14 protein-coding genes are annotated in these 14,252 nt (G+C 63.1%); 10 read left to right on the forward strand and 4 right to left on the reverse strand.

Features of this window, described 5'->3' with window-relative positions; all coding sequences use genetic code 11:
- Nucleotides 1-12: 12 nt before the first annotated feature.
- The 6 genes from ACFTSA_RS15065 (at nucleotide 13) to ACFTSA_RS15090 (ending at nucleotide 7,034) form a co-directional block, all read left to right on the forward strand.
- The gene (locus ACFTSA_RS15065) at nucleotides 13-900 is read left to right on the forward strand and encodes a carbohydrate ABC transporter permease (protein ID WP_377952287.1); all 888 of its coding nucleotides are present in this window, start codon (nucleotides 13-15) and stop codon (nucleotides 898-900) included.
- The gene (locus ACFTSA_RS15070) at nucleotides 900-1,847 is read left to right on the forward strand and encodes a carbohydrate ABC transporter permease (RefSeq protein ID WP_377952288.1); all 948 of its coding nucleotides are present in this window, start codon (nucleotides 900-902) and stop codon (nucleotides 1,845-1,847) included. Before ACFTSA_RS15065 ends, ACFTSA_RS15070 begins: the two co-directional genes overlap by 1 nt.
- A 70-nt stretch (nucleotides 1,848-1,917) precedes the next feature.
- Nucleotides 1,918-2,961: a LacI family DNA-binding transcriptional regulator gene (locus ACFTSA_RS15075; protein ID WP_377952289.1), complete on the forward strand. Its 1,044-nt coding sequence runs from the start codon at nucleotides 1,918-1,920 to the stop codon at nucleotides 2,959-2,961.
- A gap of 39 nt (nucleotides 2,962-3,000) precedes the next feature.
- On the forward strand, nucleotides 3,001-4,581 hold the full coding sequence (locus ACFTSA_RS15080; RefSeq protein ID WP_377952290.1) for a glycoside hydrolase family 32 protein: 1,581 nt from the start codon (nucleotides 3,001-3,003) through the stop codon (nucleotides 4,579-4,581).
- A gap of 23 nt (nucleotides 4,582-4,604) precedes the next feature.
- Entirely contained in the window at nucleotides 4,605-5,945 is a 1,341-nt protein-coding gene (locus ACFTSA_RS15085; RefSeq protein ID WP_377952291.1) for a right-handed parallel beta-helix repeat-containing protein, read from the forward strand.
- A gap of 462 nt (nucleotides 5,946-6,407) precedes the next feature.
- A complete protein-coding gene (locus tag ACFTSA_RS15090) occupies nucleotides 6,408-7,034 on the forward strand; it encodes an MBL fold metallo-hydrolase (RefSeq protein WP_377952293.1) in 627 nt (208 codons plus the stop codon).
- A 63-nt stretch (nucleotides 7,035-7,097) separates the two neighbouring features.
- On the opposite strand, the gene ACFTSA_RS15095 is transcribed toward ACFTSA_RS15090, so the two are convergent.
- Nucleotides 7,098-7,853 carry an SDR family NAD(P)-dependent oxidoreductase gene (locus ACFTSA_RS15095; RefSeq protein ID WP_377952294.1) on the reverse strand — a complete coding sequence of 252 codons (756 nt, stop codon included), beginning with the start codon at nucleotides 7,851-7,853 and terminating at the stop codon, nucleotides 7,098-7,100.
- Nucleotides 7,850-9,253 carry a DUF6421 family protein gene (locus ACFTSA_RS15100; protein WP_377952295.1) on the reverse strand — a complete coding sequence of 468 codons (1,404 nt, stop codon included), beginning with the start codon at nucleotides 9,251-9,253 and terminating at the stop codon, nucleotides 7,850-7,852. The genes ACFTSA_RS15095 and ACFTSA_RS15100 overlap by 4 nt, the downstream gene beginning before the upstream one ends.
- 259 nt (nucleotides 9,254-9,512) lie before the next feature.
- Here ACFTSA_RS15100 and ACFTSA_RS15105 point away from each other — a divergent pair, with 259 nt between their 5' ends.
- On the forward strand, nucleotides 9,513-11,084 hold the full coding sequence (locus ACFTSA_RS15105) for an amino acid permease (protein ID WP_377952296.1): 1,572 nt from the start codon (nucleotides 9,513-9,515) through the stop codon (nucleotides 11,082-11,084).
- A 376-nt stretch (nucleotides 11,085-11,460) separates the two neighbouring features.
- Nucleotides 11,461-11,841 carry a hypothetical protein gene (locus tag ACFTSA_RS15110; protein WP_377952297.1) on the forward strand — a complete coding sequence of 127 codons (381 nt, stop codon included), beginning with the start codon at nucleotides 11,461-11,463 and terminating at the stop codon, nucleotides 11,839-11,841.
- A 21-nt stretch (nucleotides 11,842-11,862) separates the two neighbouring features.
- On the opposite strand, the gene ACFTSA_RS15115 is transcribed toward ACFTSA_RS15110, so the two are convergent.
- Nucleotides 11,863-12,012 (reverse strand): lmo0937 family membrane protein, encoded by a 150-nt coding sequence (locus ACFTSA_RS15115; RefSeq protein ID WP_104137503.1) that lies wholly within the window; start codon nucleotides 12,010-12,012, stop codon nucleotides 11,863-11,865.
- Nucleotides 12,013-12,250: 238 nt separating this feature from the next.
- Nucleotides 12,251-13,174, reverse strand: coding sequence for a LysR family transcriptional regulator (locus ACFTSA_RS15120; protein WP_377952298.1), 924 nt, complete (start codon nucleotides 13,172-13,174; stop codon nucleotides 12,251-12,253).
- A gap of 252 nt (nucleotides 13,175-13,426) precedes the next feature.
- Here ACFTSA_RS15120 and ACFTSA_RS15125 point away from each other — a divergent pair, with 252 nt between their 5' ends.
- Nucleotides 13,427-13,768 (forward strand): YgjV family protein, encoded by a 342-nt coding sequence (locus ACFTSA_RS15125; RefSeq protein WP_377952299.1) that lies wholly within the window; start codon nucleotides 13,427-13,429, stop codon nucleotides 13,766-13,768.
- A 92-nt stretch (nucleotides 13,769-13,860) separates the two neighbouring features.
- Nucleotides 13,861-14,244, forward strand: coding sequence for a hypothetical protein (locus ACFTSA_RS15130; RefSeq protein WP_377952300.1), 384 nt, complete (start codon nucleotides 13,861-13,863; stop codon nucleotides 14,242-14,244).
- Nucleotides 14,245-14,252: the final 8 nt, after the last annotated feature.

Genomic DNA, 14,252 nt, shown 5'->3' on the forward strand with positions numbered 1-14,252 from the left:
GAAGAGAAAACCGTGCGCATCTCCGATCGCCGCTTCGCATTGTTCCTGATGGCACCAGCGGCGCTGTTCCTGGCAGTATTCGTGGCCTTCCCGCTGTTCCGCCTCATAGCGGACAGCTTCTTCAAAATCTCCCCGATCGCCGGCGGCCCCCGCGACTTCGTGGGCCTGGACAACTACTTCCGGGCCTTCGCCACCGAGGCCTTCACCGGTGCCGGGTGGCGGACCCTGGCCTACACCCTGGTGGTGGTCACCCTCGAATTCGCCCTGGGGCTGGGTATGGCCCTGCTATTCACCACCCTCGGGCGCAGTTCCCAAATCTGGCGGACAGTGTTCATGTACCCGCTGATGATCGCCCCCATCGTGGCAGGTCTGCTCTGGAAGTTCCTGATGATCGACAACTTCGGCCTCATCGGAACCCTCCTGCACCAGGCCGGCATCCTGGCCAACCCCAACCAGATCGGCTGGCTCTCCGACCCGGGCATCGTGCTCTACTCCGTGGCCATCCCGGACATCTGGCTGACCACCTCGTTCATGTGCCTGGTGCTCTTTGCCGGACTCCAGAACATTCCCGGCGACCTCATTGAGGCAGCACGGCTGGACGGGGCACGCGCACCAGCTCTGCTGTTCCGCATCATCCTGCCGCTCCTGCGGCCCGTCATCGCTGTGGCTCTGGTAGTCCGCGGAATTGACGCAGCCCGCGCGTTCGACACCATCCTCATCCAAACCAACGGCGGCCCCCAGTCCGCCTCGGAAACCATGAGCCTGCTGATCTACCGGACCATGATCCGCTTTGGTGACCCCGGACTGGCCAGCGCCATGGGCACCCTCTACCTGCTGGCCATGCTCACCGTCGCATTCGTCGCCGTGTCCACCATCTGGCGGCCAGGAAAGGACAGCTGATGCGCGTCGCTGAACGAACAACGTACGACGGCGGGACGCCGGCCGGAGTGCCCACGGAACCCGCCGCGCCCACCGTCACGCCACCCTATCGGCGCCGGGGCGTCAACCGGGAAGGCCTGGAAGCAGGCCGCCGGAGTACCAGGGCCCTGCTCTGGGTGCTCCTCGCGGCAGCGATGGTGCTCTACGGGTTCCCCTTCCTGTACCTGCTCTTTACATCCTTCAAAACCCCCATCGACACCATCGCTGTACCGCCGACCATCCTGCCCCGGGAATGGACGCTGGAGAACTACGCCAACGCACTGGGCCGCAACGGCGTACTGGCTTCCTTCATCAACAGCGTCCAGACGGCCATCATCAGCACTGCGCTTTCCCTGGTGCTGGCGGTACCGGCGGCCTACGGCATCACCCGGTACCAAACCCTCAGCGGCAGGATCTTCATCATGGGCGCCTTGGTTACCCGCATGGTGCCGCCGGTTGCGATCGGCATTCCGCTGGCTTCGATGATGGCGGCCGTCGGTCTTTCAGATACGCCCATCGCTCTGTCCATCGCCCACACCACCATCTCGTTGCCGCTCTCGATCTGGCTGATGTCCAGCTTCTTCGAAGCGGTGCCGAAAGACCTGGAGGAAGCTGCCACTGTGGATGGGTGCAGCAGGCTCGGGGCCCTGTGGCGGGTGGTGATCCCGGTGGTCTCCGGCGGCATCGCCGTTACCGCGATCTTCGCCTTCCTGGCCTCCTGGAACGAGTTCCTCTTCGCACTCCTGATGACAGCGATCCGCTCGCAGACAACACCCGTGGTGATCGCGAACTTCCAGACCCAGTTCGGCCTCGACTGGGGATCCATGACGGCGCTGGCCGCCGTCTACTCCATCCCGGTCATCCTTCTGACGCTTCTCTTGCAGCGCAAGATCGTTGCAGGCATGACGCTCGGCGCCGTCAAGGGCTAGGCCAACGACTATTCCTCGGTAGCCTACTGATGACGCCGGGCAGCACCAACCATAAGGACGTGGGAGACAGATGAGCAACAAGAACATCGGTATTAAGGACGTGGCCGTCGCCGCCGGCGTATCGGTGACAACTGTCTCCCACGTCCTGAACGAGGTTTCCTACGCCCGAATCAGCCCCGAAACCCGGGACAAGGTCAGGACTGTTGCGGAGCAACTGGGCTACGGACCCAACCGCCTTGCCCAGGCCCTTCGCACCCAGAGGACGGGCATGCTGGGTCTGGTCAGCGAGGATATCGCCACCACGCCCCACGCCGGCCGGATCATCCTCGGCGCTGACGAGGCCGCCAAGGCCCGGGGGTACAGCCTCATGATCATCAACACCCCCGGCTCTGCCAGTCTCGAATCCCGGCAGGCGGACGTCCAGGCCCTCCTGGAACGCCGGGTGGACGGAATCCTCTACGCCACCATGTACCACCGCGACGTGGAGCTGCCGGCCAACCTCGGCAGCGTGCCCTCCGTCCTGGTCGATTCGGTGGCCACCGGTGGAAACATCACAGCCGTGATCCCTGACGAAGAAGGTGGCGCCCGCGCTGCCGTGGGCGCGCTCCTGGAAGCCGGCCACACCCGTGTGGGCTTCATCAACAACACCGATGATGTCCCCGCGACCCGTCAGCGGCTCCAGGCCTTCCGGGCCATGCTGACTGAAGCAGGGCTCGACGGCGACGGCGCACCTGTCGAGTCCGAGGTCTCCGAGGTGCAGGGCGGCTATGAAGCGGCCCGGCGGATCCTGGCACGCGGGGACCGGCCCACCGGCTTGTTCTGCTACAACGACCGCATGGCGATGGGAGCCTACCGCGCCGCCGCTGAGTTGGGACTCACCATCCCCGGTGACCTTTCAGTCGTCGGCTTCGATGACCAGGAACTGATCGCCGCCAACCTTTACCCGGGCCTGACCACCGTGGCCCTGCCCCACTACGAGATGGGTGCCTGGGCCACCGAGCACCTGATTGACGCCGTCGAGGGGAAAACCGACCTTACCCTCATGGCACTTCACCCGACCATTCTGAGCTGCCCGCTCGTGCGCCGCGATTCCATCACGGCTCCCCCGCAATAGGCAGCCAGACCCTTCCATTTCCCAAGAGGATCGCCAGACATGTCCAGTTGCCTTGATGCCGCACGACCGGAAACAGACCCGACCGAAACCACCAGGTTCCGGCCCGCCATTCACTTCACGGCAAGGGATACCTGGCTGAACGACCCCAACGGCCTGGTTTTCTACGACGGTCTCTACCACCTCTTCTTCCAGAACAACCCGTACGGCAACGTCTGGGGCAACATGTCCTGGGGCCACGCAACCTCCCGTGATCTGCTGCACTGGACGGAACACCATGTTGCCATCGCCTGCGACGAGGCAGAGGACATCTTCTCAGGGAGTGTCGTTGTCGACCACAGCAACACATCCGGATTCGGTACGGCGGACGAGCCTGCCCTGGTAGCCATTTACACCAGTGCCTACAAGGCCTCGTCCGAACACTGTGGCACGCAGGCCCAGTCCCTGGCCTACAGCACGGACGCGGGGATGACATGGCGGAAATACGAAGGCAACCCCGTCCTGACCAGGAACTCCGCGCACTTCCGTGATCCCAAGGTCTTCCGCTATCAGGGGGAGCACGGTGGCTGCTGGGTGATGGTCGCGGTCGAAGCGCAGCACCAGAAGGTGGTCTTCTACCGTTCGGACGACCTCAAAACCTGGGACTTTCTGAGCGACTTCGGCCCGGCAAATGCCGACGCCGGCGAGTGGGAGTGCCCCGATCTCTTTCCCCTGGCGGTGGACGGGGACCCGGACAACATTAAATGGGTGCTGATCGTGAACGTTAACCCCGGTGCAGTGGCAGGAGGTTCCGGTGGTCAATACTTCATTGGGCACTTCGACGGCGAACGGTTCCTCCCGGACGCCTGTACAGTCGTGGCGCCGGCGGGACTGTCCTCCCTCCCTGACCCCGAGATGGCCGCTGCCTTGCAGCAATGCCTCTGGCTGGACTGGGGACGGGACTGCTACGCTTCCGTATCCTTTAGCAACGCCCCGGATGGCCGGCGAATCATCATCGGCTGGATGAATAACTGGGACTACGCCAACGAGCTGCCCACCGCCCCCTGGCGGTCCTCGATGACTCTCGCCCGTGAAGTGCGCCTCACAGCAGTCGGCGGTTCCGCCCGTCTGATCCAGCAACCGGTCCTGGCCGGTCATTGTGCAAGAGAAGAGCTGACTCCTGCCAAGGACCACAGGAGCGCAGACTCGTTTGAGCTGCGAAACTCAGCCCTCCGGCTGCCCGACGCGGCACCCGGCAGCGCCCAAATCATTGAGGCGGAGCTACTGCCCGGAAGCGCCGAACGTCTTGAGTTGCGGCTCTTCGGAAGTAGTGACGGGAGCAAAGGCACGATTCTTGGCTACAACACAGCCACCGCCCAACTCATCCTTGACCGCAGACAATCGGGAAATACGCATTTCCACGAAAAGTTTTCATCAACGGAGTCAGCCCCGCTGGTCCTTGAGGACGGCGTGCTCAAGCTGCTGATCGTCGTCGACCATTGCTCGGTGGAGGTCTTCGCGCAAGACGGGCGGACGGTCATGACTGATCTCATCTTCCCCGAAACCGAAAGCCCGGAGAACTCGCTATCGGCTGTGGGAGGTTCAGCAACAATACTGAGGCTCGCGGTCTCAACGCTCTCCTAACCGCAACACAAAGGGAAGAACCTATGCCAAGCAACAACTGCTACGACGTGACGACGTGGCCCGTCGGCAATCCGTCGGAGGACGTCGGTGAAGTAATCAACAGCATCATTGCCGACATCAAGGAACGGCAGAACGTCACCGATACGAACAACGGCGGAAAGCCGGGCGCGGTGATCTACATTCCGCCCGGGGACTACCACCTTCGTACGCAGGTGGTGATCGACGTCAGCTTCCTCAGGATTCAAGGCTCCGGACATGGATTCACGTCGTCGAGCATCCGGTTCAACGTTCCCGAAGACGAATGGCCCGATTTGCACGAGCTGTGGCCCGGAGGGAGCCGCATTCTCGTCGACATTCCCATCACCGAAGACGGGGAGGAATCCAAGGGGGCCGCCTTCTACATTGAGCGAAGCGGCAGCCCGCGGATAAGCTCGGTCGAATTCTCCAACTTCTGCATCGACGGGTTGCACTTCACCCCGGATGGCTCGGGGATGCATCCGGAGAACACCTACGTCAACGGCAAGACCGGTATCTATGTCGCCAGCGCGAATGATTCATTCCGCGTGACCGGCATGGGGTTGGTTTACCTCGAGAATGCACTGAGCATCTACAACGCGGACGCGCTTTCCATCCACGACAACTTCATCGCCGAATGCGGAAGCTGCATTGAGCTGCGCGGGTGGGGGCAGGCATCAAAGATCACCGACAACCTGGTCGGGGCAGGCTTCAAAGGTCATTCGATCTACGCCGAGAACCACGGCGGGCTCCTGATAACCGCGAACAATGTCTTCCCCCGTGGTGCAAGCAGCGTCCATCTCAACGGCGTCACGCGTTCAAGCATTACCAACAACCGCTTGCATTCGTTCTATCCCGGGATGGTGATGCTCGCAGCGAACAGCTCGGAAAACCTCGTGGCCACGAACCACTTCCTGCGTGACCACGAGCCCTGGACGCCGTTCCTGGGAGTCGACAACGGGTTGGATGACCTCAACGGACTTCTCTGCGTCAGCGGCAGCAACAACTCAGTCGTCAGCAACCACTTCTCCGAGGTCATCGACTCACAGAGCATCCGGCCGGCAGGTGCGACGCCTGTCATCATCAGGCTGATGACGGGGGTTGGCAACTTCGTCTCCAACAACCACGTGGTGGCGATGGACGTTAGCTCCAAGTCAAGTGACTCCTGCTTCTCGGCCCAGGTGGACGCCCTGCTGGCGACCGACGCTGCGGACGGCCTCTCCGTCACGGCCGTCATGGTCGATCCCGAATCAGTTCGGAATACGATCCTTGATTCCGGAAGTGACGCGCAAGTTGTCGCCGACAGGGCTGCTAACGCCTTCAGGGCCACACCCGCGATCGGTTGCTAGGCGGCACATGAGAGGGCCCGGCCTCGCACGCACATGGCAGGAATCCTCTGCCGTTTCCGGAGGTCTGTGCGGCAGGAATGTCCGCGTCAGGCACCGGTGACGGGCAGCAGTCCCGCCGTCGGGGTGTTGGGAGATTCCTGGGCGGCCTTGGGATGAAAGCGCGGTGCCACTGGAGCGGGCGTGCCGCTACAAGGAGTTCCATGCTTCCTCCAAGGACCCGGGCGGAAACTCGGAACTGGCCGGCGGCGGTGGCCCAGTGGTCCACCCTCCGGGACCTGGCTTCCTAACCCAGTCCGCCGTCGGCTCCACACGCCAGCTGCCCGTGAAGGCGCGAACCATGACAGCACGGTGCGGTGCGGCTATTCTGACGGGCATGGCCCAGGCTGGTGGCCGCGGCTCTCACCGTGGCGAGCCCCTGAAGCATAATTTGACGAAACGCCGGTTATTGGAACTGAGGTAAAAGTGAATTCAGCCGCTGCCATCCCTGTCACCGCCGTTCGTGTGGCCGAGTTGCTTCCCGAAGGCGAGCCGATGCCCGTCTACGTGCACATCATTGACCACCCCGAAGCGCGTGTGCTGGTGGACACCGGCCTGACTGAACTTCATCCGGCGGTCGCTGATATGGATCCCCGCCTTTGGCCGTTGAACGAGCAGGACTTCGACATCCGAGGTGTCGACATCGTCGTCAACACCCACCTGCACTTCGACCACTGCGGAGGAAACCACCTCTTCGCGGGCAAACCCATATACGTCCAGCGTCAGGAACTCGACGACGCCCGCAACCAGAATGACTACACCATCCCCGAATGGGTGGACGCGCCCGGGACGCACTACGTACCGGTGGATGGCGACTTCGAACTGCTTCCCGGGCTACGACTCCTTTCGGCACCAGGGCACACCCGGGGCTCACAGATCGTTGTCATCGACGGAGACCAAGGCCCGACTATTATCGCCGGAGACACAGCAGTTTGGTTCGACGAACTGGATAACCCCCGCACCGAGGGACAGCGACTGGTGCGGTCTCTGAACCCTGAAATGGTTTGGCTCGCGCACCAGCACAAGCCATGGTCGGAGGCGAAGCCCCGGTAGTTCGCGTCGTGCAGACGCCCCGCCAGTACCGCGGGACGCCCGCCTTGGAATCGACGCTGACGCTCAGGACGGTGCGCCCACAAGGTGGCCGGCAGTGAGGGGCAAGCGCTGCCCGTTGATCTGTTCTGCCTCCAAGTGGAAGGTCCGTTCTACAGCATCGGCAAGGACGCTGACATCGGTGAAGCCCGGGAATTTCCGTTCCGGCTGGGCTGCGCGCATGCGGTCATCGACCAGAGCCTTGACGACGAAGACCAGGGCGGCTGAGTGCTGGGCGGAGAGGCTTTCGTTTCCTCCCTGCAGTTGCCGGAACCCGTCGGCCACGGCGAGGGTCCACGCCTCGGCGGCAGACTTGACCGCGGCATAGGCGGCGTCATCCGCCGTCGGTGAGGAAGCGGACTGCGCGGAAACGATGGCCAGGCGTCCGGCGGGGGAAGCAGCCAGGTCATCGTAAAACGCGCGGCTGGTGTTTCTCAGGGTGGTGAGGACGCTGGTGTGCAGGAAGTCCCAGTCGTCGTCCGCCTGGCCTTTGATGCCCTGACCGCCGCGCCACCCTCCTACAAGATGAATAAGGCCGTCCACGGCACCGAGATTCTGTCGGACAGACTCCGCCAGGTCTTCAACGGCGTGCAGGTCCGCGAGGTTGCAGACATATCCTGTGACGTTGTCGTAGGTGCCCGAGAGCGCCTGCACCCGGTCCTCAAGAATGTCCACAGCGGCTACGTGTGCCCCTGCCTGCGAGAGCGTGCGAACCACCGCAACGCCGGCAGCGCTTGTCGAACCGGCGACGACGACCGTACGCCCCGAGAGGTTCTGGCTCATGCGCCTGCCTCGCCCTCAGTCTTCACAGGGCTCTTACCGGTGATCCCGGCAGTTGATGCAATGACCGGGCGCATCTTCTTCTCCAGTGCCTCGTAGAACATTGACAGGGGAAATTCGTCATCAAGGACCTGGTCCGTCAGTCCCCGGGGAGGCCCGTCGAGCGGAAGGGCGTCCGTTCCCTTGGCCCAGACGGAAGACGGGCTGGGGGTGAGGGTTTCCGCGACGAGCTGATAGGCAGCCAGCCAGTGTGCGGTCTTTGGCCGGTCGATCGAACGCCAGTAGAGTTCCTCGATGCGGACACCCAGCTCAACGACCACGCCGGCGACGTCCTTCCAGTCGATGCTCAACTTTCCATCGGTCCAGTGCAGGACCCGGTGCTGATGCATCCAGGCGAAAAGCAACTGGCCGCCCACGGCGTCGTAGTTGCGGACCCGGTTCCCGGTGATCGCGAAGCGGAAAATGCGATCGAAGATCACGGCGTACTGGACCAGCCTGGCGTGCTTGCGGGCGTCGTCGGAAGCCGCTTCGTCGCGCTCGATGAGGACTGATTCGCGGAAGGCGGTCAGGTCACAGCGAAGCTCCTCGAGGGAGTAAAGGAAATATGGCATCCGCTGCTTGATCATGAACGGGTCAAAGGGAAGGTCGCCGCGCATGTGGGTCCGGTCATGGATCAGATCCCACATCACGAAGGTCTTCTCCGTGAGGTGTTGGTCCTCGAGCAATTCCGCGGCGTCAGCCGGCAGGTCCAGGGAAGTTATGCCTGCAGCAGCTCTAAGGACGCGACGGAACCGGGCAGCTTCCCGATCCGCGAAAATGCCTCCCCAGGTGAACGCAGGGGTGCTCCGGACCGCCACGCTTTCGGGGAAGAGTACTGCGGAGTTCGTGTCATAGCCGGGCGTGAAATCGACGAAGCTGATGGGGACGAACAGCTTGTTGGAGTAACTTCCTGCCTCCAGTTCAGCGACGAAAGCAGGCCAAATAACCTCAATGAGGACGGCCTCAAAGTAACGGTTGGTGCTCCCGTTCTGCGTGTACATGGGAAACACCACCAGGTGCGGCAGCCCATCGATGCGCCAGTGCTCGGGGTGGAAGGCTACCAACGAGTCGAGGAAATCAGGGACGGCGAAGCCCTCGAACGCCCACCGGTGGAAGTCCTGCACGAGCAGTTCAAGGTATTTCCTGTCGTGGGGAAGGTGGGGGCGCAGGTCGTCGATTGCGCCGGTAATGGTGCTGACGTTCTGACGGGCCTGATCGTGGTCTGCGGGTTCCGGAACGGAACCGTCCTGGGCTTGAACCTGCTGCAGTGCAACGGTGGCTGTCTTTAGAGCCTGCCATGCCGGGAGCGCCTTGAGATCTTCTGCCCGGGTGGTTGTCACTTCCGGGCTTGCGATGACAGACATGTTCATTCCTTCCGTTGAGGGGTCCCGAAGAACGTAGCAATGGCTAAGCATGGATGATGTGTTTTTTCGACAAGAATAAGAAACTCTTGTGCTCGGTCCGGCTGCGTCCGGACCTATCCGTAAGACTTCGGGCGTTTCGCCAGGCAACATTCGCTTCGCAAGAGGGCTCGTTCTTTCCATGTGTTAGCTTGATCACCGTCCTTCCCGGCCGGGCGCGCCGGAAAGCTCAATCCACCGCAGCTACCTTCCCGGAGGCATCATGGGACTCAGCTCCCTCACGCAACCAACTTCCACAGAAATCAAAGACGATGAAGTGGCACAACCCGGATACGCCCCAGCCACAGGGCCGGCCCGCGGGTCCAATGAAACCGCCAACGAACTCAAGCGCGGGCTAAGCAGCCGCCACTTGCAGATGATCGCCATCGGCGGTGCGATCGGTACCGGGCTGTTCGTGGCCTCGGGCGGCACTATTTCCCAGGCTGGCCCGGGCGGCGCGTTGGTCGCCTACGCGCTGGTCGGGCTGATGGTCTTCCTGTTGATGCAGTCACTGGGGGAGATGTCGGCCAAAATTCCGGTCGCCGGTTCCTTCCAATCCTTTGCCACGCGTTTTGTCTCCCCGTCCTTTGGGTTCGCGATCGGCTGGAACTATTGGTTCAACTGGGCCATCACGGTGGCCGCCGAACTGGTCGCGGCTGGAATCATTATGGACTTCTGGTTCCCGGGGGTCCCTGGCTGGGTGTGGGCCGGGATCTTTCTACTGGTGCTGACGGGGCTCAACGCCCTCTCGGCGAAATCCTTCGGTGAGTCAGAGTTCTGGCTCTCCCTCATCAAGGTCACCGCAGTGGTGCTCTTCCTGATCGCCGGAGTGCTGATGATCTTCGGCATCTTCGGCGGCAACTCCCCTGGACTCAGTAACTGGGAAACCCGGGATGAAGTGTTCCACGGGGGCTGGGTCTCGATCATCTCGGTCTTCATGATTGCCGGGTTCTCCTTCCAGGGCACCGAGCTGGTGGGCGTGGCCGCAGGCGAAGCCAAGAACCCGCGCCGCGAAGTGCCGAGGGCTATCCGCACCGTCTTCTGGCGCATCATGCTCTTCTACATCGGTGCCATCTTCATTGTCGGTTGCCTGATCCCGTTCACCGATCCGAGCCTGTTGGCCTCCGGCGAGGCCGATGTTGCGGCATCGCCGTTTACCCTGGTCTTCTCACGCGCCGGCATCGCCTTCGCCGCTGCCCTGATGAACGCGGTCATCCTGACCGCCATCCTTTCCGCGGGAAACTCCGGACTGTACGCCTCCACGCGGATGCTTTACGCCATGGCCCACGACGGCATGGCCCCAAAGGTCTTCGGGCGAACCAACGCACGCGGAGTGCCGATCCCGGCGTTGCTGGCGACGGCGGCCGTGGGGCTCTTCGGGTTCCTCTCCGCAATCGTCGGCCAGGGCGCGGCCTACTCCTGGCTGCTGAACATGTCAGGCCTGTGCGGCTTCATCGTCTGGGCGGGGATCGCAGTCTCCCACTACCGTTTCAGGCGAGGCTTCCTGGCCCAGGGGAACAGGGTCAGCGACTTACCGTACAAGGCGTCCCTCTTCCCCGTTGGCCCGCTCCTGGCCTTCGCCCTGCTGGTCTTGGTGATCGCGGGACAGAACTACGAGGCTGTGCTTGCCGGGCGAGTGATGGAGGTGCTGTCCTCGTACATCGGATTGCCGGTCTTCATAGTCCTATGGCTGGGTCACCGCTACATCACCAAGTCCAAAATGGTGCCACTGCACGAGATGGATCTAGCGGCACCCAAGGACGTCGAGGACCAACCCAGCGGCAAGATCCACTGACCATGCTGCCGCGGGGCTACCCCACGCATTGATCGGGCACCGGGAAGCCGGGCGGGAACTGCACCCGGCTTCCCGGTTCAGCAATCCTTTTCGAACCACTAGCCCGTACGTCGGACACCCAGGCGGTATCCGAACCAGAAAGCCAGTGTCAGCAGGCCCACAGCAATGAGCACGTATCCGGCCCGGCAAGGGCCGGCGCCAGCAGCCGCCGCCAGCGGCGGAGCGAAGGCCTGTTCAACTTCTTGTCCCCCATGGTCATGGCATTACCCTAATGCCCCATAGGGTGCGGGTCCCCCCGCGCCAACCTTTCCGCAAGGAATACCCCGCAGAGTTGGTAGCGGCCGGACGGGCTTCATTTCGGATCGGGAGGACGGCAATGAACATCAGGCGCACTATCCTGTCGGCAGTGGCACTGCTTGGGGCCCTGGCGATGGCCGGCTGCGCCCCGGCAACCCCGGCGCCAACAGTCACGGTGACCGCGGCGCCCACGGCGGCACCGGCAGCTAAGCCCGCGGTTCAGAAATTCACGGCAGCCGCCAGCGGCAAGTTGCTCGCGGCCCGGCTCATGGCACGCGCCCACCCCAAGGACGCCGGCGTCAAGATCACCGGCGTGGAATGCAAGAACTTCCCGAATATCAAGGTCGGCACCCACACCGATTGCCAGGCGCGGGTCAACGGCGCCAAGCGCGGCTATCTCGTAACGTTCACCGGACGCGACGGGCACTACGTCGTCAAGGCGCAGAAGAAGACCTGGTAGCCGCGGGGTGCAGGCGCAAGGCTATACGCGGGAGGACCTGCCGCGGACGAAGTGGAAGATCAGGACCACCACTGCGATAACCAAAAGCAGGTGAATCAGCCCGCCGCCGATGTTGCCGAGCAGGCCGAGAAGCCAGAGAACCGCAATAATGATGGCTATCCAAAGCAACATGACAGTCTCCTTTGTTGTCGCGGGTGGCAACGCTAATTTCGCGTCCCTGCCGCTCCATCGGTGGTGGTTCCACACTATGCCCGAATCGGGTCGGCGGAAATAGCCATGCCCCGCTCAGGCAATCGTGCTGCGGCATCGACTGACACCTTCAGCGGCGCACAAAAGCTCTTTTCGCCACATCAACGCCATCGGGATTCCCGACGACGGTGGGCCAGGCGGCGTTCCTCAGGTATAAAGCTCAAGACGTCGACCGCGTGTCGAACGCCGCAGCCGATTCCCGCAGCAGGCGCGCGACCGTGTCCACCGGGGTACTGGCAGACCGCCGCCGGTCAAACCGCCGCAGAACGATGCGCCGCGTACCCAGCCCCGGGACGTCCAGGATGTCCACCCCGGCCTGGTTGATGCCGCTCAACGCCAGCGTGGGCACGATGGCAACGCCCTCGCCCGCAGCGACAAGTGCCAGAGCGGTCAGCGTGTCCTGGTACTGGTGCACGGTCTCCAGTTGGGCGCCCGTTGACTCACGCAGCCGGCCGAGCACCGATGCGTTGGCCGCCGATGAGTCGACGCCGAGCCACGGCAGTGGCAGGCGGCCAAGGTCTATGTTCTCGGTGCTGAGCAGGGCACCCGCGGGAACCACCAGTTTCCAGGGCTCGTCCAGCAGGGGCTCCTCGGTCATCCCGGCGGTAAGCGAACGGTTCCCGGCCGTCGTCGAATCGAGTTCCACCACCACGGCGTCGAGCGCGCGCTGACGGAGCAGCCGCATCAGGGCCGGGAAGTCGTCCTCGATCATCCGGATCTGCAACTGCGGGTACTGGAGGCGCCACTCGGGCAGGCGCGGGATTACCACCGTGCGGACGAAGCTGGTGAATCCGCCCACCCGCACCACGCCTGCGATCTTGGCCCCGCCTTCGATCCGGGCGCGGGCCACGCTGAGTGCGCGTTCGATCTCCTCGCCGGCTTCTGCGATGGCCAGGCCGGCGGGTGTCAAGATGGAGCCTTTGGGTGTGCGCACGACCAGCGCATGCCCCGTCTCGTCCTCCAATTTATTGAGCTGCTGGGACACCGCCGAGGGCGTAATCCCCAGTTCGTCGGCCGCGGCGAGCACCCCGCCGGTGCGGGCAACGGCAAGAAGAACTCGCAGCCTGCGCGGATCGATATCCATGTTAAGTAGTTCTAAACCATATCTTCAGCGGAATGCAATTGATCTAAAGTTACTTCTTCCCCATAATTGCTGTTAAAAGTACAGGTAAGGGATACACCCCGGCCGTCCATCATGGGCGGACGGCTGAGCAGATGCTGGTCAAACCACCACTGATCCTTTGGCAATGGAGCCACTCCCGAAACACTTACATACAGCCCTCATCTCCACTCCGTCCAGTGAATGGCAGCCGGGCATCAACCCTGAAAGGACATCATGGAACTGCTGTGGGAAATCTCCGGTTGGGCAGGCGCGGTCGCCATTCTGAGTGCCTACCTGGCTGTGTCCATGGGTTGGCTGAAGGCCGGCAAAGGCTTCCAGATGGCGAATCTCCTCGGTTCGTGCGCCTTCATTGTCAATGGCGCCTTCCATGAAGCCTGGCCCTCCGTGGTCACGAACGTCGCGTGGTTCCTCATTTCCGCGGTAGCGCTCGTCCGCATGCGCTCCCAGCAGGAGCCCCCGGTGGCGGCTGTCGAGCCTGCGCCGGTGCAGTTCCCCGGCGTCCCCGAAACCGGCCAGCTGGCCATCATTGAGGCACCCCAGGCTCGCTGCGCCTAACTGAAAGACGACGACGGCGGGACGGCCCGCCGTCGTCCGTTTGAGTACGATTCCCCTTATGATTTCGGTACCGCCGTTTTCTAGGGAGTGACGTGCGAGGTACAACGGTCCGGCGGAAAACCGCCCCATGGCAGGCTTGGCTCTGGCTGATCGGAGCCGGCTTCGCCGCGCTGCTTGGCGGCATCGTCTTCGGCCTGCAGAAGACCGGCCCGCTCTGTGGCAGCCCGCTCATGCCGGACAGCCGCGCCGCTGAAGCATTCGACGCGCTCCACCGCGGCGCCGGAGCGGCGGCAAGCTGTTACCGCAGCATCGGGGCAGCCGCGGTTCCCACCTGGATCCTGGTTGCGCTGGGCGTCGTTCTGGTCCTGGCAGGCGTGACCGTCCGGATCGTCGCCATCAGCCGGTCTGTCGCCATGGTCCAAAGGTCAGGCATGGTCCAAAGGTCAGGCACGGAAGCAGACGGCAGCACGCCGTAAAGAGCTGC

This window comes from Arthrobacter sp. NPDC057013 (genome assembly GCF_042674585.1).
Classification (GTDB): Bacteria; Actinomycetota; Actinomycetes; order Actinomycetales; family Micrococcaceae; genus Arthrobacter.